Origin of the sequence: Marinifilum caeruleilacunae, from assembly GCF_013141825.1 — a bacterium.
Lineage (GTDB): Bacteria > Bacteroidota > Bacteroidia > Bacteroidales > Marinifilaceae > Marinifilum > Marinifilum caeruleilacunae.
Genome location: NZ_RZNH01000004.1, coordinates 133,746 through 152,177, shown reverse-complemented (window position 1 = coordinate 152,177; position 18,432 = coordinate 133,746). Strand labels below are relative to the sequence as shown.

Here is an 18,432-nt window from a genome sequence, read left to right as displayed (position 1 = left end):
CAAACATACTATTTAACTAATGGAAACTCGTAGAATCTTAGCAATTAATCCCGGATCTACATCTACAAAGATTGCTGTATTTCAAGGTGATAAGTCAGTCTTCTTGAAAAATATTAAGCATAGCGCGGAAGAATTAGCAGAATTCAATCAGATCACAGAACAATTCGAATTTCGTAAGAATATCATCATGAAAGAGATGGTGGATGCTGAAATTCAAATTGATTTAATTGAAGCAGTAGTGGGACGTGGTGGATTGGTAAAACCAATTGAATCCGGAATTTATGAAGTGAATGATCGCCTTAAAGAAGATTTAAGAGTTGGGATTCTTGGCGAGCACGCCAGTAACCTTGGTGGACTTATCGCCGATAACATTGCTCAATCTTTGCCAAAAGCGAAAGCTTATATTGCCGATCCGGTAGTTGTTGACGAAATGATTGATGTTGCAAGAGTTTCTGGTCACCCAGAATTTCAGAGAGTCTCAATTTTCCATGCTTTGAATCAAAAAGCAATCGGTCGTGCTTTTGCTCAGTCTATCGACAAAAAATACGAAGATATCAATGTAATTGTTGCTCACCTTGGTGGAGGTATCTCTGTAGGAGCTCACCTTAAAGGAAAAGTGGTTGATGTAAACAATGCTTTAGACGGAGAAGGTCCTTTCTCACCTGAGCGTTCGGGTACATTGCCTACAGGTGCTCTTGCTAAAATGTGTTTTAGCGGTGAATACACCCTGGATGATATCAAAAAAATGATTAAAGGTGAAGGTGGTTTGGTTGCACATCTTGGAACCAATGATGCTTACGAAGTAGAATTGAAAGCGAAAGATGGTGATGCAAAAGCAAAATTGATCCAGGATGCAATGTCATACCAGGTTGCTAAATCGATTGGTGAAATGGCAGCAGTTTTAAAAGGTGATGTCGAAGGAATTCTTTTAACTGGTGGTATTGCTCATAACCCTGACCTTGTGAATTACATTAAAGATATGGTGTCGTTTATTGCACCAGTAGTTGTTTATCCGGGCGAAGATGAAATGAAAGCACTTGCCATGAATGGATATATGGTTCTGAGAAATGAAATTGAACCAAAAGTATATGAATAAAATATCTTAATATCTTAATACAGAAAGCCTTCGGTAATTAACCGAAGGCTTTTTTTATGAGATTTGTCATCTTATTTGCTTCTTTAAATAAAGTCTAAATTCAAATTAAATGTGTTATACGGCACTTTATGTTGAACGTATTGAAAATTTTTTATAGGAAAAACGCTTCTGAAAGCCTTTTGTTTACTAGGGTTTTGTAGTTGTTGTTAAGTTAAGTTAAGCTTATTTTTTGTATTTATTAGTAATCTGTTGACTGTTAGAGTTTTTTGTTTAAATAGAGAAAAATTTCTTTAATTTTTTTATATTCATAGTGTAACTCTATTAATTAAACCCTTAAACCTACAGTGTATGGATTTTCAAGAAAAATTAGTGCATGATTTAGTTGCCAAACATGGTACTGATCGCGAAAGTTTGCTTCCAATTCTTCAGGGAGTAATTGATCAGGAAAGATACCTATCAGAAGAGGCAATTTTGAAGATTGCTAAAGAAATGAGCATACCTGCAGCAGATGTTTACGGAACGGCAACATTCTATTCGTTCCTCGATACAGACCTACGCGGCAAGTATGTAATTCGTGTTTGTAAAACAATTACCTGTGCAATGAAAGGCAAAAACCAAATCATTCAGGCAATTGAGAACTTCCTAAAAATTAAAGTCGGCGAAACAACTGTCGATAAGAAATTTACAATTCTTCAGACCAACTGTTTAGGGTGGTGTCATAAAGCACCTGCCATGCTGGTTAATGATGATGTTTATACAGAATTAACAGAAGAATCGGTTGTGGATATTCTACGTGAGTATCGCGAAGAAAACTAACACTAACATTTGTAAAGCAAAACTAACATTCTAAATACCCTTAGGTATGACAACAACTAAAAAACATCTTCATAGAATCGACCTTATCTTTAAGAATGAGCAAGATTGTAAAGAGATTCTAAGAAATGCATTGGCAAGGTCCAATCAGGAAGTAATAAATGAGATGGTTAACTCCGGTCTCAAGGGTAGAGGGGGAGCAGGATTTCCAACAGGTTTAAAATGGAAATTAACTGCCGAACAAAAAGATAAAGAGAAATACGTAATATGTAATGCCGACGAAGGCGAACCGGGAACTTTTAAGGATAGAGAAATTCTAACCAGGGTGCCTCATAAAGTTTTATCCGGAATGGCTGTTTGTGCCCAAATTATAGGTTCAAAGAAAGGCTATATTTATTTAAGAGGAGAATATAGATTCTTGGTTCCAAACCTAAAAAAGGAGCTAAGAAAGTTTCATGATATATTAGATGAACTAGGTTTAGATTTCCGTGTGGAAATTTTCATGGGTAGCGGTGCATACATCTGTGGTGAGGAGAGTGCTCTGTTTGAATCGATGGAAGGAAAACGCGGTGAGCCTAGAAATAAACCACCTTTCCCAACCGAGATTGGTTACATGAATAAACCAACGGTTATTAATAATGTTGAAACTTTAGCACATTCATATACCATTCTGAAGTATGGTGCTAAGAAATTCCGCGAGTTGGGTGTGAAAGATTCACGCGGATCGAAAGTGTTTTCAGTTTCTGGAGATACTCCTATTCCAGGTATTTATGAGCTTGAATTGGGGATGACGGTACAAGATTTCGTGGACGATTTTGGTGATGGTGACACCAAAGCAGTTCAGGTTGGTGGTGCTTCGGGTTTCCTTGTGCCTCGTAAACGATTTGGAAAAACAACCATTGGATACCAGGGAAAACTAACAGGTATTTCATTACCTACAGGAGGATCGATGATGATCTTCAACAGTTCCCGCTCAATGTACAATGTATTGAATAATTACCTTGATTTCTTTGAGGAGGAATCATGCGGACAATGTACTCCTTGTAGAGTTGGTTGTCAGCAACTATTAAAAGGGATTAAAGCTGTGAAACGCGGCGAAAAACCTGCCTCTTATCTTGATCATTTGCTTAAACTTACAGATACCATGAAGTTGACTGCAAAATGTGGTTTGGGCCAGTCAGTGGCAAATTCATTCTCTTCGATTGTAGAAAATTTCCGTGAGGAAATGATTTACTAACAAGAGCTAATTCCAATTTATTTAAACCATTAAAAAGAAATTTGATATGTCAAACATGGTAAATTTAACAATCAATGGAATAGCTGTTAGCGTAGAAGAGGGAAAAACCATTCTCGAAGCAGCAGAAAAACTCCATATTAAAATACCAACCTTATGCTATCACAAAGACCTTTGCGTTGCAGGTAACTGTCGTGTTTGTGTAGTAGAACAAGTTGGAAACAATAAGCTTGTTGCATCTTGTGCAATGCCTGTATCAGAAGGCATGGAAATTAATACAAATACCCTTAAAGTACGTAACTGTCGTAAGCACATCATCGAATTGTTGCTTACCGAGCACAACGAGGAGTGTACCAAGTGTTATCGAAACGGTCACTGCGAATTGCAGGAACTTTCCGCTGAGTATCAGATTACCAACCAGGATTTTATCGATTTGGTACCTGATAAAAACTATACGGTTGACAGAATTTCTCCTGCATTGGAGAAAGATGATTCAAAATGTATTCGTTGTCAGAGATGTGTTCGCACATGTGCCGAAATTCAAAGTGTAGGTGCAATTGCGGTAGCACACAAAGGATCGGAAATGAAAATTTCGACTGTATTCGATCGTGCCCTTGATGAGGTAGTTTGTACAAATTGTGGCCAGTGTATCGTTCACTGTCCAACTGGTGCTTTAACCGAAAAATCATATGTTGAGAAGGTATGGGATGCCATCGCAGATCCTGATACTCATGTTGTGGTACAAACCGCTCCGGCTGTTCGTATTGGTTTAGGTGAGGAACTTGGCTTGGGTGCTGGGACTCGCGTAACTGGTAAAATGGTATCGGCTCTTCGTCGTTTAGGTTTCGATTCTGTTTTGGATACCGATTTTACTGCCGACCTTACCATTATGGAAGAAGGAACCGAGTTGTTGACCAGGTTGAAGCGTGCATTGGTAGAAGATGATCCTGATGTAGCTCTTCCTATGGCAACTTCATGTTCGCCAGGTTGGGTGAAATACATCGAACACAAATACCCTGAGTATTTGCCAAATCTTTCAACTTGTAAATCGCCTCAGCAGATGTTTGGCGCATTGGCGAAAACTTATTACGCTAAAAACATTGGTGTTGAGCCTCAAAATATCATATCCGTATCCATTATGCCTTGTACGGCGAAAAAATACGAAGCCAACCGTCCAGAGATGAAGGATAGTGGGTATAAGGATGTGGATTACGTTCTGACAACTCGTGAATTGGCAGTAATGATCAGACAAGCGGGTATCGAGTTCGAAAAGCTAAGCGATGAGAACTACGATTCAATTATGGGTACAGGTTCCGGAGCTGGTATCATCTTTGGTGCTACCGGTGGTGTAATGGAAGCAGCTCTTCGTACTGCTTACGAAATTATTACTGGCAGGGAAGTACCTTTCGAAAATCTTGAAATTCTTCCTGTTCGTGGTCTTGAAGGCGTTAAGGAAGCTTCGATTAAGATTGAAGGAACAGTTGCAGACTGGAATTTCCTTGAAGGTGTTGAGCTGAAATGTGCCATTACAAATGGTTTGGAAAATGCACATCGTTTAATGGATGACATCAAGAATGGTGAAAGATTCTATCATTTCGTGGAAATCATGGCCTGTCCGGGTGGTTGCCTGGGAGGTGGTGGTCAGCCTTACCCAGTAGATGATGAAGTACGTATGAAACGTATGGAAGCCATTTATGCTGAAGATTGCGAACTGCCAATTAGAAAATCGCACGAGAATCCTGAAATTGTTCAGATTTACAAAGACTTCCTTGAAGAACCTCTAAGTCATAAATCTCACAAGTTACTTCACACCAGTTATGTGAAGCGTGAGCAGTACTAGAAAATGGTAATTTTGTGTAAAAAGAAAGATCCGGCTTAGGCCGGATCTTTTGTATGATATCTATTCTGTTCTTCTAGAACTGATTGATCGTTTTTCTGATTGCCACAAGTTTGGTAAGCAAATCTTCAAGGTAGTCAAGATGCAACATGTTTGCTCCATCAGATTTAGCATTGGCAGGATCAGGATGTGTTTCGATAAAGATTCCATCAACACCTACTGCAATACCTGCTTTGGCAACTGTTTCAATTAGCTCAGGACGTCCACCTGTTACTCCACCAGCCTGGTTTGGCTGTTGCAAAGAGTGGGTGATGTCCAAAACTACCGGACAATTGTTTTCCTGCATCACAGGAATTCCCCTGTAATCTACAATCATATCCTGGTAGCCAAACATATTACCACGATCGGTAAGAACCACCTGGTCGTTGCCCGATTCACGAACTTTGGTAACGGCAAATTTCATCGATTCAGCAGCCAAAAACTGACCTTTTTTGATATTCACAACCTTACCCGTTTTCGCTGCAGCAACCAATAGATCTGTCTGACGACATAGGAAAGCCGGAATCTGCAATACATCAACATATTCAGCCGCCATAGCAGCTTCTTCTGCGCTGTGAATGTCGGTTACAGTTGGTACTCCAAAAGTATCGCTTACCTTTTTCAGGATTTTTAGAGCTTTTTCATCACCAATGCCCGAAAAAGAATCCAGTCTCGATCGGTTTGCTTTTCTGTACGAACCTTTAAAAATGTAAGGAATTTCAAGTTTGTTGGTAATTTCAACAACTCTCTCGGCAATTCTCATGGCAATTTCTTCCCCTTCAATGGCACATGGTCCGGCCAAAAGGAAAAAGTTACCACTATTTGCGTGTTTGATATTTGGAATATTTTTAATCATGATATTCAATTTTATTCAGGGCAAAAGTAAACATTTTAGAATCGATTCTTCCACCAATTTTTTAATCTCTCCCAAATTTTTGACTCTTGTGCATTTTGCTGTGGGATATATAATCTTTGATTTATAATCTCTTTTGGCAGATAGTCTTGCTCTACAAAGTTTCCCGGATAATCGTGCGAGTATTTGTAATTCTTGCCATAATCCAGGTTCTTCATCAGTTTTGTTGGTGCATTTCTTAGGTGTAAAGGCACCGATAAATTACCTGTTTCTTTGACCAAAGCTTGTGCCTTCTTAATGGCCAGGTAGGAAGCATTACTCTTTGGAGAAGTTGCAAGGTAAATGGCAGCTTCCGATAAAATAATTCTGGATTCTGGCATTCCAACCAGGTTTACAGCCTGAAAACATGCATTGGCGAGTAGCAAGGCATTGGGGTTGGCAAGGCCAATATCTTCACTGGCCGAAATCACCAATCGACGAGCAATAAATTTAGGATCTTCACCACCTTCAATCATCCTGGCAAGCCAATAAACTGCAGCATCTGGGTCACTTCCTCGAATCGATTTAATCAGGGCAGAGGCAATATCGTAATGCTGTTCCCCATCTTTATCATACATGGAGGGATTTTCCTGAAGCTCCTTTGTTACCAGTTCGTTGGTAATATGAATTTCTTCGCTGGTTTGCGAGTTGACTACCAATTCCAGAATATTGAGAAGTTTTCTTGCGTCCCCACCCGAAAATTTAAGCAGTGCATCTTTTTCTTCAACCTTAATGTTTCTTTCTTTCAGATAGGAATCATTCTCGATTGCATGATCAATTAAGAATTCCAATTCTTCCTTTTCCTGTGCCTTTAATACATAAACCTGGCATCTCGAAAGCAAGGGCGAAATCACTTCGAAAGAAGGATTTTCTGTGGTTGCACCAATGAGAGTTACTGTTCCATTTTCTACAGCTCCCAACAACGAATCTTGTTGCGATTTGCTAAAACGGTGAATCTCATCGATAAATAGAATGGGATTTGGAGCTGAGAAAAAGCGCTGGCTTTCAGCTTTTGAGATCACTTCACGCACATCTTTTACCCCTGAATTTACTGCCGACAGTGTATAAAACGGTCGATTGAGCTGGTTGGCTATAATCTTTGCCAGTGTTGTTTTTCCCACCCCAGGAGGTCCCCATAAAATAAAAGAAGAGATGTTACCCGATTCAATCATTTTACGCAGTACCGCTTTCTCTCCAACAAGATGCTTTTGTCCAAGATAATTCGATAAATCTTTTGGCCGAAGTCGTTCAGCTAAAGGTTGATTTGGAGTCATTTTGATTTAATTCTTTAGTCTGGTTTATTACAGTAACGCTTAATTACGTTGTAAGCATCGATTAACCCGAGTTCACCTGCCTTACTTAAATCTTCATAAGCCAACGCTTTATCATCTAAGAAAAGGTAAATCAAACCTCGATTGTAATAGGCTTCTTTAAAGTTGGAGTCCAGCTGTAAGGCCCAATCATAGTCAGCAATCGCTCTTTTAAACTGTTTCGATTTGGCGTAGGCATTGGCCCTGTTAAATATGGCAAAGCTAAACGAAGGGTCCAATTGTATCACCTTGGTATAATCTTTTATTGCGCTTGAATAATCAACAATTACCTCATTTTTATTTTTGTTTTCATCGGGTCTTAAACTCACAACCGATTCGGCTCCACCACCTATGGACTGAATGTAATCGGTCATCGCAACAAGTGCATTGGCACGGTTAAAATATGCGAATAAAAAGCTTGGATCCTTCTCCAGTGCTTTATTGAAATCAGCTATGGCTTTGTTGTATTTCCTATCCATTAACTGGTAGCTGCCTCGGTGGAAATAAGCACTTGCTTCTTCCGATTCAATCTGTTTTTGAGCAAGTGAAACCTGTTTGTCGACCAATGCTTTCGGGTATCTTCTGTTATGGTTAGATATGGTGAAAGCCGGATGATAATTTTGTTTCTGGTTGTATTTCATGATCGTTTGATCGTAGTATTGAATTTTACCAGCTCGCAAACTATCCATACTTAAATGAGTAATGTGGAAGTTATTCTCCAGCTCAATACTCACACGTTTATCTTGTACTCTCCCTTTAATAACTTCTTCGGTAAAGGACTCTCTTGAATTCAGGTCGATCAAACGCTGAAAGTTTTCGGTAGTATCTACAAAAGCCGACATTTTGCCTTCGTTCTTCATTGCCTTGTACCTGTCGATAATTTGAAGAGCCTGGTAGCGATCTTTCATTGCACCTTTCTCATCATTCAAATCGCGCTTAACCGATGCCCTGGCTAAATAGGCTTTCGCAAAATCAGGATAAATTCGAATGGCAGTGCTAAAATCATCCATTGCACCATACAAATCACCAATATCCATCTTTACAAATCCCCTGTTAAAGTAAATCAACATGTTATCCGGATTCATCTCCAATACATTATTAAAATCTTCAATGGCTGAATTGTAATCGCCAATTTCCGATTTTAACAGTGCACGATTGTAATAGCAGTGTGCATTGTTTGGGTCTATCTCGAGAACTTTATTGTAGTCATCCATTGTGCCTTGCAAATCTTTTAGCTGGTAATTGGTAAAAGCTCTTGCCATAAGCACTCTTGTATTTTCTGGCTCTATTTTTAAGGCACGATTATAATCTTTTATGGCTTCGTCGTATTCTTCTTTCTTGAATTTAAGATAGCCTCTGTTTCCAAAAGCATGAGCCGAGAAATTATTCAATTGTATGGCTTTGTTACAATCCTTTATTGCACCATCGATATCATCCAGGTTTTCCCGAACAATGGACCGGTTTAAATAGGCACCCATAATTTCGGGATCGATATAAATTGCCTTTGAATAATTCTTTTCGGCCTTCTTGTATTTTTTTAATGATAACAAGCTGTTTGCCTTACTAAAGTAGATATCGGCCATGTTGGGTTTAAATTCAATGGCCATATCGAAATCAATAATCGCGTCTTCGAACCTTTTGAGGGCATTTTTAGCAATTCCACGATACAGATAGGCAAATGTGTAGTTCGGATTTAACTCGATGGCTTTGGTATAATCAACTATGGCACCATTGTAATCTTCGAGGTGAGATTTTGCCAAACCTCTAAAAAAGTAGGGTTCTGGCAGGTAGGGTTTTACCCTGATGATATCGTTGAATTTGTTAATGGCTTCGGTATAATCATCGAAATAAATTGCACTTCGACCTTTGTCAAAAATATTATTGGTGTTTAATTGAGCCTCTGAAACCAGAGGTGATATCGATATGATAAGGGTAAAAATAATCAGGACAAACTTATTGCGCATTCTCTTCTATTTTGGTAAGCGTAATTTATGAATTACAAATTTATAAAATTAACGATTTCTTCTTTTAAATAATCACTCTACATAACAAGAACCGAGCCAATTCATTTTCTTTTTTGCATAAAAAAGCTTAAATTATAAAGAGTTAAACTAACTAATTAGGAGGTGGATATGGACAATATTTTGTTAAAGTACATGGAAAAAAGGTTCGAATCCAAAATTATTGATCCCAAAAAGGAAATGTTTTGCGAAGGACCTGTTGTTACCATCTCACGTGAATGCGGTTGCACTGCGATTAATATCGCCAATAGCCTGGCAGCCAAGCTAAGCGCAAAAACCGGAAAGAGATGGAATGTTTTAACCAAAGAAATTCTGGAGCGATCGGCTAAGGAATTAAATTTGGATCCCGCTAAAATTGAATATGTCTTCAATTCAAAAGAAAAATCAACCTGGGATGAGATTTTATCAGCTCTGTCCAGTAAGTATTATCAGAGCGACAGAAAAATTAAAAAGACCATTGCCGAGGTAGTGCGCTCATTTGCCTGTAAAGGCAATTGTATTATTATTGGTAGAGGAGGGGTTGTCCTTACCAACGATATCGAGAGATCATTTCATATTAAATTGCAGGCTCCCTTGGAGTGGAGAGCATCTCAGTTACAGAAAATCTACAATTTGAGTATGGAAGAGATGCTGAAGTATGCCGAAGAAATCGATAAAAAAAGAGAGATTCTAAGAAACTATTTTAACAAAGAGGCATTGCCAAATACGGTTTTCGATGTTATCTATAATTCAAAGAATTTAGATGAGGAAAATATTGTAAACTCCTGCGTGAATTTAATGCAGCAAAAAGGAGTGCTAGGCAAGCAAATTGTGATGGGCTAGAATCGGTCTAATATCATATATTATTGAAATGAGAGTATTACAAGTGCTCTCATTTTTTTATGGAAACAATTGACAGGACAAAAGTATTTTTATCAATGAAAATTGGTTTTTACCAAATGAAGCTACAAATATACGTTCCCAGCAAATAAACGCTATTAAACTGACATTAGTCCTTGTTTAAGCTCTTCGTTTTGTTAATTTTGCAAGCGTTTGAATACATAATCACAAAATATTACATGTTCATTGTTAATTGATCATGAATTGATTAGGGGCATGATGAATTGATGTTTTTAAATTAATGGATATGTATTACCAGGTGAACACTAAATTATAAACAAATGAAATTAAAATTCTTAAGCGTTGGACTTTTAGCAGCAGGATTGGCTTTTTCGGCGACTGCTGGTGAAAAAAAAGAAGAGAAAAAAGAAGCTTATCAGTTTACTGATATCAAAAGATTACCAGCAACATCTGTAAAAGATCAGCACAGATCTGGTACTTGTTGGTCTTTCTCAGGATTATCATTCATCGAATCGGAAATGATGAGAATGGGTAAGCCTGAAGTAGATTTGTCTGAAATGTTTGTAGTGTACAACTGTTACTCAGATAAAGCAAAAAGACACGTAAGAATGCATGGTAACTTCAACTTTGGAGGCGGTGGAGCATTCCACGATGTAACTTATGTGCTTAAAAACTATGGTATTGTTCCTGAAGGAGTTTACGAAGGACTAAACTATGGCGAGCAAGGTCATACTCATGGTGAATTGGATGCTGTTTTAAATGACTATGTAACTGCAGTAATCAAAAACAGAAATAAGAAATTAACTCCGGTGTGGCACGTAGGATTCGATGGAATTTTGGATGCATACTTAGGAGAAAAGCCTGAAAAATTCGAATACGAAGGAAAAGAGTATACTCCAAAATCATTCGCCAAAGATTTTGTTGGTCTTAATGCTGATGACTATATCGAGATTTCATCTTATACACATCACCCATTCTACGAAAAATTCATTATCGAAGTACCTGATAACTGGTTGTGGGACGAAGTATACAATGTTCCTATGAATGAAATGATGGAAATCATGGAAAAAGCAATCATGGATGGATATACCATTGGTTGGGCTTCGGATGTTAGCGAAAAAGGTTTCATGTACAGAAAAGGAATTGCTATTGTTCCTGAAACTGAAACTAAAAACATGTCTGACTCTGAAATTTCTAAGTGGGAATCTCTTTCTAAAACTGAGAAAGCTGCCAAATTAAGCGGTGATGCAGGTCCTGTAACAGAAAAGAAAATCACCCAGGAAATGCGCCAGGTTGCTTACGATAACTACACAACTACTGACGATCACGGTATGCACATTGTTGGTATCGCAAAAGATCAGAAAGACAACAAGTATTTCATCGTGAAAAACTCTTGGGCTGACGATAGCAACAAGTACAATGGTTATTTCTATGCTTCATATCCATTTGTTGCATACAAAACCATGTCATTCATGATTCACAAAGATGCTTTGTCGAAAGAAATGAAAAACAAATTGGGATTGTAATCCTATCATAACGAGATATTAAGCCCGGCTTTTAGTCGGGCTTTTTTTGTGTCGGTTAAATCGTGTGAAACAGTGAATGATAGAATTTAAGTCATTAATAATCTCAAATTAATGATGAATGTGAAAAAAACTCTTAAATTAGTACTTCTAAAAATTGAAAATAATTTAACTATGAAGAAATTAATCTTATTGGCAGTTGTTTGTTTATTCAGCTCTGCTTTATTCGCTCAACTTTCATCTCCTGTTAACTTTGGTTTTCACGGTGGTATAGTTAGTACCAAAATTGATTCTGAAATTCCTTCGGCATCTACCATTAAAGATAAAGCTGACAATGGAATGATGTTAGGTGCTTTTTTGAGAATTAATTTGAACAAGTGGTATCTACAACCTGAATTAAACTACGTGTCTCGTAAAAGTGAAATTGTAGCCGATGGTCTTAGTCTGGATGTTAAAAGAAAAAGTTTAGATATTCCAATGTTATTAGGTTACAAAGTAGTTAAACTTCCTGCTTTTAAATTAAGAACATTTGCTGGTCCTGTTGCTTCTTTTAAAATTGATGATAGTTTTAAGAGTACCTTAGGTGAAGTTGATGAAGATTTCGAAGGTGCAGTTTGGAACGCAAAAGTAGGAGCTGGTGTTGATGTTTGGAAACTGACATTAGATGTTGATTATGAATTCGGTTTAAGCGATGTATCTTCAGAATTCCTGAAGAAGAACAAAATGTTCAACGTAACATTAGGATTCAAACTCTTCTAAGAAGAACATAGAAAAGAAATTAAAACTGCTGAACATATCAGCAGTTTTTTTTGTCTTTATTTTTCAGATTTTTATTGATTTAACAGATAAAAAAATAAATTTGTAATCAATCAAATCTCAATTGAAAAAAAATGGCTCTAAGCGCAAAAACGAAAATTGATCTCTTACAAAAACTGGATTTCCTTGCCGAGCAGGAATCTCAGGTATTTCAATACCTGTCAGAAATTGTAGTCATCAAGGAAGTGAAAGCAGGCGAGTGCATTTTTACCATTGGCGATCCGGGTGGAGCTGTCTATGTAATTGCTTCTGGTTGTGTTCAAATTCACGATCATGATCATGTTTTTATTGAGCTGAATGAATCCAGGAGTTTTGGCGAATATGCCTTAATCGATACAGATACTCGTTCGGCATCGGCCAAGGCAAAAGTAGATTCGATTCTGCTGGAATGCACACAGGCCAACTTAAGAGAGGTCGAAAGGCATTTTGATGTTAAAATTATCGATACTGTCCTGATTCCACTTCAAAATATCAGGAGAAGAATGATGGTGAAAGATCAACTGGAGGAGGAGCTTACCAGCCAAAAAATCATGATTGAGAAGCAGAGAAAAGAACTCGAAAGTTTGAATGCCACCAAGGATAAGTTCTTTTCCATTATCGCCCACGATTTAAAAAACCCATTTGCTTCTCTCATTGGAGCGTCTGATTTTCTTGTGAATAGTTCCGAAGAGTTGAGCAAGGAACAATTGGATAATTTTCATGAAATCATCAATTCATCGGCGCGTAGTGGATACAGATTATTAGAAAATCTGCTGGAATGGGCAAGAATGCAAACCGGAAAAATTTCCTTTAAACCCAAAGAGGTTGACCTTTGGAACCTGGTTAACGAAGTGGTAAATTTACTTACCGGAAGTGCAGAACATAAAGAGATTTGCCTTACAGCCAACATACAGGAAAACCTGTCGGCTCGGGTAGATGAAAACATGATCAATACCGTAGTACGAAATTTGGTAAGCAATGCCATTAAATTTACGCCACGTGGAGGTGAGATTGTTGTAAGCTCTAAACTTTTAGATCAGTTTATTGAAATTACAGTTGCCGATAATGGAATTGGTATTGCCGGGGATAAGATCGATAAACTCTTTAGAATAGATGAAAAAGTAAGCCAGATTGGAACCGAAAATGAAACTGGGACAGGTCTAGGTTTAATCCTTTGTAAAGAGTTCGTAGAACAGCATGGTGGCAAAATTCATGTAAAGAGCAAATTGGGCAAGGGGAGTCAATTTATTTTTACAATAGCTGTTTGATAACCTCTTTTCATCTTCTACGTAACATCTTCTTGATAGCCTAAATTGCAGATAAATCGCTTATATTAGGCATGAATTTCTTTTCAATTAAAAAAAGGTATGAAGAGTTTGCGTAATGTATTAATCATTTTTTTTCTGTTTTGTTCAATACTGAGTTCAGCCAATGGCAGGAAAAAAATTCTGGTTTTGCACTCTTATCATCAAGGATTACGTTGGACCGATAATGTAAACATCGGGATTCAAAATGTAATGGATTCCGTTGGAAGCAATTACGAAATCGATTATGAATACCTGGATACCAAAAGAAATCCTTCTCCGGAATATCTTGCCAAATTAATTGAACTTTACGACCTAAAACTCAAGAAGGAAAAGTACGATGCCATTATTGTTTCCGACAATAATGCACTTTCCTTTGTTCGAAATCATGGTTATAAATACTTCAATGAAACTCCAATTGTATTTTGTGGAATCAATCATTTTAATGAAGAAATGATTGAAGGAATGGAGAATATTACCGGTGTTGCCGAAGAAGTAGATTGGGATGGGGTTATTGATTTGATTCTTACCACTCGTCCCGAAGCCAAGCAATTGGTCGTTATTAACGACGATAAAACCACTACGGCAAAATTGAATAAGCAGATTATCAAAGATATTGAAGGTAAGTATAAAGATGATTTGGAGTTCATTTATTACGAAGATCAAACCATAGATGAGCTGGTTGAAAATGTGGAAAACATTAGAGGAGATACAACCATATTACTGCTTACTTTTAACAAGGATAAAAATGGTAAGTTTATCAGTTTTCAGGATAACCTGGAACTGCTGATTCCCAAAAGTAAAGTTCCAATTTACATTGTTTGGGCTTTTTACATTAGCGATGGCGTAATTGGCGGTAAAATTGTAAAAGGAAGTTTCCATGGTGAAATGGCAGCCAGGATGGTCGATCAGATTTTGAATGGAACACCTGCCGATTCAATTCCAATTTTCAAAGAACCGCTCGATCAATATGTAGTCAATTATAATGAAATAGAGCGATTTAAGATTGACAAGGATGTATTGCCTAAAGGAACGTTCCTACGAAATTCTCCAAAATCTTTTTACAGCGAACACAAAGAGTGGATTCATATTGTATTGGGAATTATTTCGATTGCCACCATCATTATTATTGTTCTATCTCGTGCAATTGTTCGAAGAATTAGAGCCGAAAGAGCACTGATAAGAGAGCAGGAAAGACTTAAAATTTCGGTCAAGCATGAACGTTTACTGGGTATTATTGGCCGATTGTTAAATGCTTCGGCCGATTTCAAACATGTGCTCGATGATGTTCTGAAATTAATGACCGAAGAGCTAAATGTTGCAAGAATCAGCTTGTATTCCTTGCACTCATCAGACGATTCTGCCATAAAAATCAACAGCCGTATATCCACAAAAGGAAAGAATATTGTGGATGTTGATCAATTCTACTTTTCGGAATTAAAGGGCGTTATCTCTCGCCTGAAAATGAACCGAAGTATTGTTTCCAACGACCTGTCGAACCTGGAAGACAAGGAGAGAGAGTATTATCGAAAAAGAAATATTAAAGCTGTTGTTATTCTGCCGGTAGTGGTAGAAAATAAGGTGGTTGGACTGATGGGATTTTCTCAAAATCAGCAACACAATTGGTCTCGCGACGAGATTTCTGTTTTCTTCTCGACAGTAAATATGATTGCCAATGCCTGGGAAAGAAACTTGTTGATGGATGCTCGAATTGAAGCCGAACAGAAGAATACGGAAGCCATGCGCTTGTTGGAAGAATCTTCGCGCCTGGCATCAATCGGAGTAATGGCAGCAGGCATTACCCATGAAATTAACCAGCCACTAAATGCCATAAAAATTACCGCAGATAGTGTGCTGTTTTGGCAGAAAAGAAATCCGGGAGATTTACCCGAAATGTTTACTCGGAAAATCAAAACCATATCCGAAGGAACCGAAAGAATCGATTCCATTATCAAACACATGCGTAAATTTTGGGAAAAACCTGTGGATAAGGATAGTGAGTCGGTAGATATGCTTAGTGCAGTAAATAGTGCCTTATCATTGGTAAAAAGACAGGTTTACGACCACAGTATCGAACTTATAAGCGATTTACCAGACAAAGAAATCAGGGTATTTTCAAATTACATTCAGTTCGAGCAAATTGTGGTCAATTTGGTTGTAAATTCAATCCATTCACTGGATAAAATCAAAAAGGATTCCAAAAGGATAAAAATCAAACTCAGTCAGGACGATGAGTTCGGTATTTTCGAAATTCACGATAATGGTACCGGAATAGAAGCTGAAATTCAGGAGAAGATTTACGATCCATTGTTCACCACCAAAGGTCCCGAAGCGGGCACTGGTTTGGGTATGGCGATTGTGAAATCATTTATCGATCGTTTCCAGGGAGAAATTTCGAATTACAATAATGCCGAAGGTGGAGCCAGCTTTATCGTGAAATTTAAATTACAGAAATAAGATAAAACAGATAAATCATGAGGATATTAATTGTTGATGATGATCTTTCGAGTGGTGCTGCAGTTGCCGAGTTTATTGAGGAGCAATTGGGACATCAGATTAACTTGTGTCATAATGGAGAAGAGGCACTGGCCTTGATGCAGTCGGAAGATTACCAGATGGTAATATCAGACATGAGAATGCCTGGCATGTCGGGGCTCGATTTGCTCAGAAAAATAAAGGACAAAGAGTCGGGCAAGCAAATCGAAGTTGTTATTATGACTGGCTTTGGTGATATGGAAACTTCGATAGAAGCCTTGCGTGGTGGTGCTTACGACTACCTTTTAAAGCCGGTTAACATCGAAGAGCTAGCCATTTTAATTGAACGAGTGGCTGAAAATATCAAGCTGAAAACCGAAAATAGAGACCTGAAAGAAAATTTCGAAAGAGAAATGACTTCGGCCAAAAAGGATGAGGCCGAACGAATTCAATATTACGAATCTACCATACGTGAAATTACTTCGGTGGGGAAAATTGGTGTATTTTCCGATGCCATGAGAGGTGTGGTTCGTATGGCAGAGCAATTTCACGAAGACCGATCGGTTCCGGTGCTTATCGAAGGCGAAACAGGAACGGGAAAAGAGGTAATGGCCCGCCTTGTGCACTTTGGTCACGATTCGGATACCATGAAACCATTTATTTCGATTAATTGTTCGGCAATTTCTCCAACTTTATTCGAGAGTGAACTATTTGGTTATGCCGATGGTGCTTTTACCGGGGCAAAAAAAGAAGGGAAAGCAGGTAAGTTGGAATTGGCACAGGGTGGAACCTTATTCCTGGATGAGATAGGCGAAATGCCTTTAGACATGCAACCCAAACTTCTTAGGGTATTGCAGCAGAAGGAAATGTACCGGGTAGGAGGCAGTCAGCCCATCGAACTGGATGTGAGAATCATTTGTGCCACCAATCGCAATTTAAAGGAAATGGTAGCGGAGAAATCATTCCGAAGCGATTTGTATTATCGTTTAAATACAGGACGTTTGTACATTCCGGCATTAAAAGAGCGCAAAGAAGCAATCCTTTCATTCTCTCAAATCTTTCTCGATCAGTACGCCAGGAAAAGAGGGCGAAAGTTTAAATTCATCAGCAAGCTGGCACAATCCATTCTGCAGGAATACGATTGGCCCGGGAATATCCGAGAGTTAAAAAATACCATTGAACGTGCTACTTTACTTTATAACGATATTGAGCTTAAGCCCGATCATATTCGATTCCTTCAGGCCGAAGACGAGGAGATTGCTTCTGGCGATCAGCCATTAATTCCCGGTAGAATTGTACTTCCGGATAATGAGCTACATATTGAGCAGCTCGAACTGGAGATTGTTCGCAAGGCTTTAAAGAAGTTTGACAACAACAAATCAAAAACGGCTGATTACCTTGGTATCACGAGGAGTGCACTCCGAAGCCGAATGAATAAATTGTAGCATTTTAAGCATTCTTAAATTGTGAAAAAATTCCACAATCGGGGAGAAATGTCACACCCAAAAATGTGCTGAAAATGTGCATTTTAGCACACTTGTTCAAAAACAACGACAAAGTGCTGAAAAATGTTCAGAATTGAACACTTGGAAGGCATTTGAATGATGGAATTACTCTAGTGTAACTTCCATATAATCAAGTAGGTAATAAAAGTTTTGATTTCTTAACTTATTTAATCATTCTTTGGCACTGCTTTTGCCTTTTAGAAGATAGTTTTAATTAAAATCTAAAAGGTATGGAAGTCAGAACAATTACACAGAAACAAGATTTATTTTCAGCACAAAACAGGAGAGACCTTTTGGATTCATTTTTGGCGAATTCAAACCACATAGGTAACGACTCTCTTAAAGTAGATCAGGAATTGTTTATAGAGGCAGCAAGTAAAGAGAATGTGCAGTTTGAATTTATTCGCCTGAAGAGTTTGGATTTACACAAAAAATCTTTCGAGATCAGCAATGCAAGAAATGCAATTATCGAGGCAGAATATGCCCTTGCCGATTCAGGCAAACTCATTATTGATACACAAGATTCAGATCAGTTACTGACCATTTTCTTGTCGGAAACATTGCACATTATTGTTCCTGCGAGCAGAATACTACATTCTATGGACGATTTGGAACTGATAAAAGGAAAGTCGGCAATAGATGTTGGCCGTGGCATAGCAAGCCTAACCAGTTCGGGAACAAACAAAGGATTAAGTTTTTCACCTAAGGCCATTAAAACATTGGTATATGTGATAGAAGATTTATAAAA

At 38.0% G+C, this 18,432-nt stretch carries 14 protein-coding genes; 11 read left to right on the top strand and 3 right to left on the bottom strand.

The features are described 5' to 3' along the window. Positions 1–19: 19 nt before the first annotated feature. The 4 genes from buk (at position 20) to ELS83_RS04395 (ending at position 4,983) form a co-directional block, all read left to right on the top strand. Positions 20–1,096 carry a butyrate kinase gene (gene buk, locus ELS83_RS04410; protein ID WP_171594316.1) on the top strand — a complete coding sequence of 359 codons (1,077 nt, stop codon included), beginning with the start codon at positions 20–22 and terminating at the stop codon, positions 1,094–1,096. 348 nt (positions 1,097–1,444) lie between these two features. After that, positions 1,445–1,912: an NADH-quinone oxidoreductase subunit NuoE gene (nuoE, locus tag ELS83_RS04405; protein ID WP_171594315.1), complete on the top strand. Its 468-nt coding sequence runs from the start codon at positions 1,445–1,447 to the stop codon at positions 1,910–1,912. Between the two features lie 46 nt (positions 1,913–1,958). Further along, positions 1,959–3,146, top strand: a complete 1,188-nt coding sequence (locus ELS83_RS04400; protein WP_171594314.1) for an NADH-ubiquinone oxidoreductase-F iron-sulfur binding region domain-containing protein — start codon at positions 1,959–1,961, stop codon at positions 3,144–3,146. 55 nt (positions 3,147–3,201) lie between these two features. Beyond that, entirely contained in the window at positions 3,202–4,983 is a 1,782-nt protein-coding gene (locus ELS83_RS04395; protein WP_283242715.1) for an NADH-dependent [FeFe] hydrogenase, group A6, read from the top strand. A 73-nt stretch (positions 4,984–5,056) separates the two neighbouring features. Here the strand turns inward: ELS83_RS04395 and kdsA are convergent, their stop codons facing one another. From kdsA to ELS83_RS04380, 3 genes are read right to left on the bottom strand one after another with little or no spacing between them, the layout of a single operon-like run. After that, the gene (gene kdsA, locus ELS83_RS04390; RefSeq protein ID WP_216616365.1) at positions 5,057–5,875 is read right to left on the bottom strand and encodes a 3-deoxy-8-phosphooctulonate synthase; all 819 of its coding nucleotides are present in this window, start codon (positions 5,873–5,875) and stop codon (positions 5,057–5,059) included. A gap of 35 nt (positions 5,876–5,910) precedes the next feature. After that, positions 5,911–7,185, bottom strand: coding sequence for a replication-associated recombination protein A (locus ELS83_RS04385; RefSeq protein WP_171594312.1), 1,275 nt, complete (start codon positions 7,183–7,185; stop codon positions 5,911–5,913). 14 nt (positions 7,186–7,199) lie between these two features. Further along, a complete protein-coding gene (locus ELS83_RS04380) occupies positions 7,200–9,185 on the bottom strand; it encodes a tetratricopeptide repeat protein (RefSeq protein WP_171594311.1) in 1,986 nt (661 codons plus the stop codon). Positions 9,186–9,353: 168 nt separating this feature from the next. Between ELS83_RS04380 and ELS83_RS04375 the strand changes: the two genes are divergently transcribed. From ELS83_RS04375 to ELS83_RS04345, 7 genes are all read left to right on the top strand, one after another. Next, positions 9,354–10,064: a cytidylate kinase-like family protein gene (locus ELS83_RS04375; protein ID WP_171594310.1), complete on the top strand. Its 711-nt coding sequence runs from the start codon at positions 9,354–9,356 to the stop codon at positions 10,062–10,064. 338 nt (positions 10,065–10,402) lie between these two features. Next, positions 10,403–11,608 carry a C1 family peptidase gene (locus tag ELS83_RS04370; RefSeq protein WP_171594309.1) on the top strand — a complete coding sequence of 402 codons (1,206 nt, stop codon included), beginning with the start codon at positions 10,403–10,405 and terminating at the stop codon, positions 11,606–11,608. 171 nt (positions 11,609–11,779) lie between these two features. Then, a complete protein-coding gene (locus ELS83_RS04365) occupies positions 11,780–12,364 on the top strand; it encodes a porin family protein (RefSeq protein WP_171594308.1) in 585 nt (194 codons plus the stop codon). A 131-nt stretch (positions 12,365–12,495) separates the two neighbouring features. Next, positions 12,496–13,668 carry an ATP-binding protein gene (locus ELS83_RS04360; protein WP_171594307.1) on the top strand — a complete coding sequence of 391 codons (1,173 nt, stop codon included), beginning with the start codon at positions 12,496–12,498 and terminating at the stop codon, positions 13,666–13,668. 99 nt (positions 13,669–13,767) lie between these two features. Next, entirely contained in the window at positions 13,768–16,161 is a 2,394-nt protein-coding gene (locus tag ELS83_RS04355; protein WP_171594306.1) for an ABC transporter substrate binding protein, read from the top strand. 17 nt (positions 16,162–16,178) lie between these two features. Beyond that, entirely contained in the window at positions 16,179–17,624 is a 1,446-nt protein-coding gene (locus tag ELS83_RS04350) for a sigma-54-dependent transcriptional regulator (RefSeq protein ID WP_171594305.1), read from the top strand. Between the two features lie 290 nt (positions 17,625–17,914). Beyond that, a complete protein-coding gene (locus tag ELS83_RS04345) occupies positions 17,915–18,430 on the top strand; it encodes an LUD domain-containing protein (RefSeq protein ID WP_171594304.1) in 516 nt (171 codons plus the stop codon). Positions 18,431–18,432 lie beyond the last annotated feature (2 nt).

Bases quoted from the DNA above. Each gene is read 5' to 3' on its own strand.
- buk (WP_171594316.1), top strand. From the start codon at position 20: ATGGAAACTCGTAGAATCTTAGCAATTAATCCCGGATCTACATCTACA.
- nuoE (WP_171594315.1), top strand. From the start codon at position 1,445: ATGGATTTTCAAGAAAAATTAGTGCATGATTTAGTTGCCAAACATGGT.
- ELS83_RS04400 (WP_171594314.1), top strand. From the start codon at position 1,959: ATGACAACAACTAAAAAACATCTTCATAGAATCGACCTTATCTTTAAG.
- ELS83_RS04395 (WP_283242715.1), top strand. From the start codon at position 3,202: ATGGTAAATTTAACAATCAATGGAATAGCTGTTAGCGTAGAAGAGGGA.
- kdsA (WP_216616365.1), bottom strand. From the start codon at position 5,875: ATGATTAAAAATATTCCAAATATCAAACACGCAAATAGTGGTAACTTT.
- ELS83_RS04385 (WP_171594312.1), bottom strand. From the start codon at position 7,185: ATGACTCCAAATCAACCTTTAGCTGAACGACTTCGGCCAAAAGATTTA.
- ELS83_RS04380 (WP_171594311.1), bottom strand. From the start codon at position 9,185: ATGCGCAATAAGTTTGTCCTGATTATTTTTACCCTTATCATATCGATA.
- ELS83_RS04375 (WP_171594310.1), top strand. From the start codon at position 9,354: ATGGACAATATTTTGTTAAAGTACATGGAAAAAAGGTTCGAATCCAAA.
- ELS83_RS04370 (WP_171594309.1), top strand. From the start codon at position 10,403: ATGAAATTAAAATTCTTAAGCGTTGGACTTTTAGCAGCAGGATTGGCT.
- ELS83_RS04365 (WP_171594308.1), top strand. From the start codon at position 11,780: ATGAAGAAATTAATCTTATTGGCAGTTGTTTGTTTATTCAGCTCTGCT.
- ELS83_RS04360 (WP_171594307.1), top strand. From the start codon at position 12,496: ATGGCTCTAAGCGCAAAAACGAAAATTGATCTCTTACAAAAACTGGAT.
- ELS83_RS04355 (WP_171594306.1), top strand. From the start codon at position 13,768: ATGAAGAGTTTGCGTAATGTATTAATCATTTTTTTTCTGTTTTGTTCA.
- ELS83_RS04350 (WP_171594305.1), top strand. From the start codon at position 16,179: ATGAGGATATTAATTGTTGATGATGATCTTTCGAGTGGTGCTGCAGTT.
- ELS83_RS04345 (WP_171594304.1), top strand. From the start codon at position 17,915: ATGGAAGTCAGAACAATTACACAGAAACAAGATTTATTTTCAGCACAA.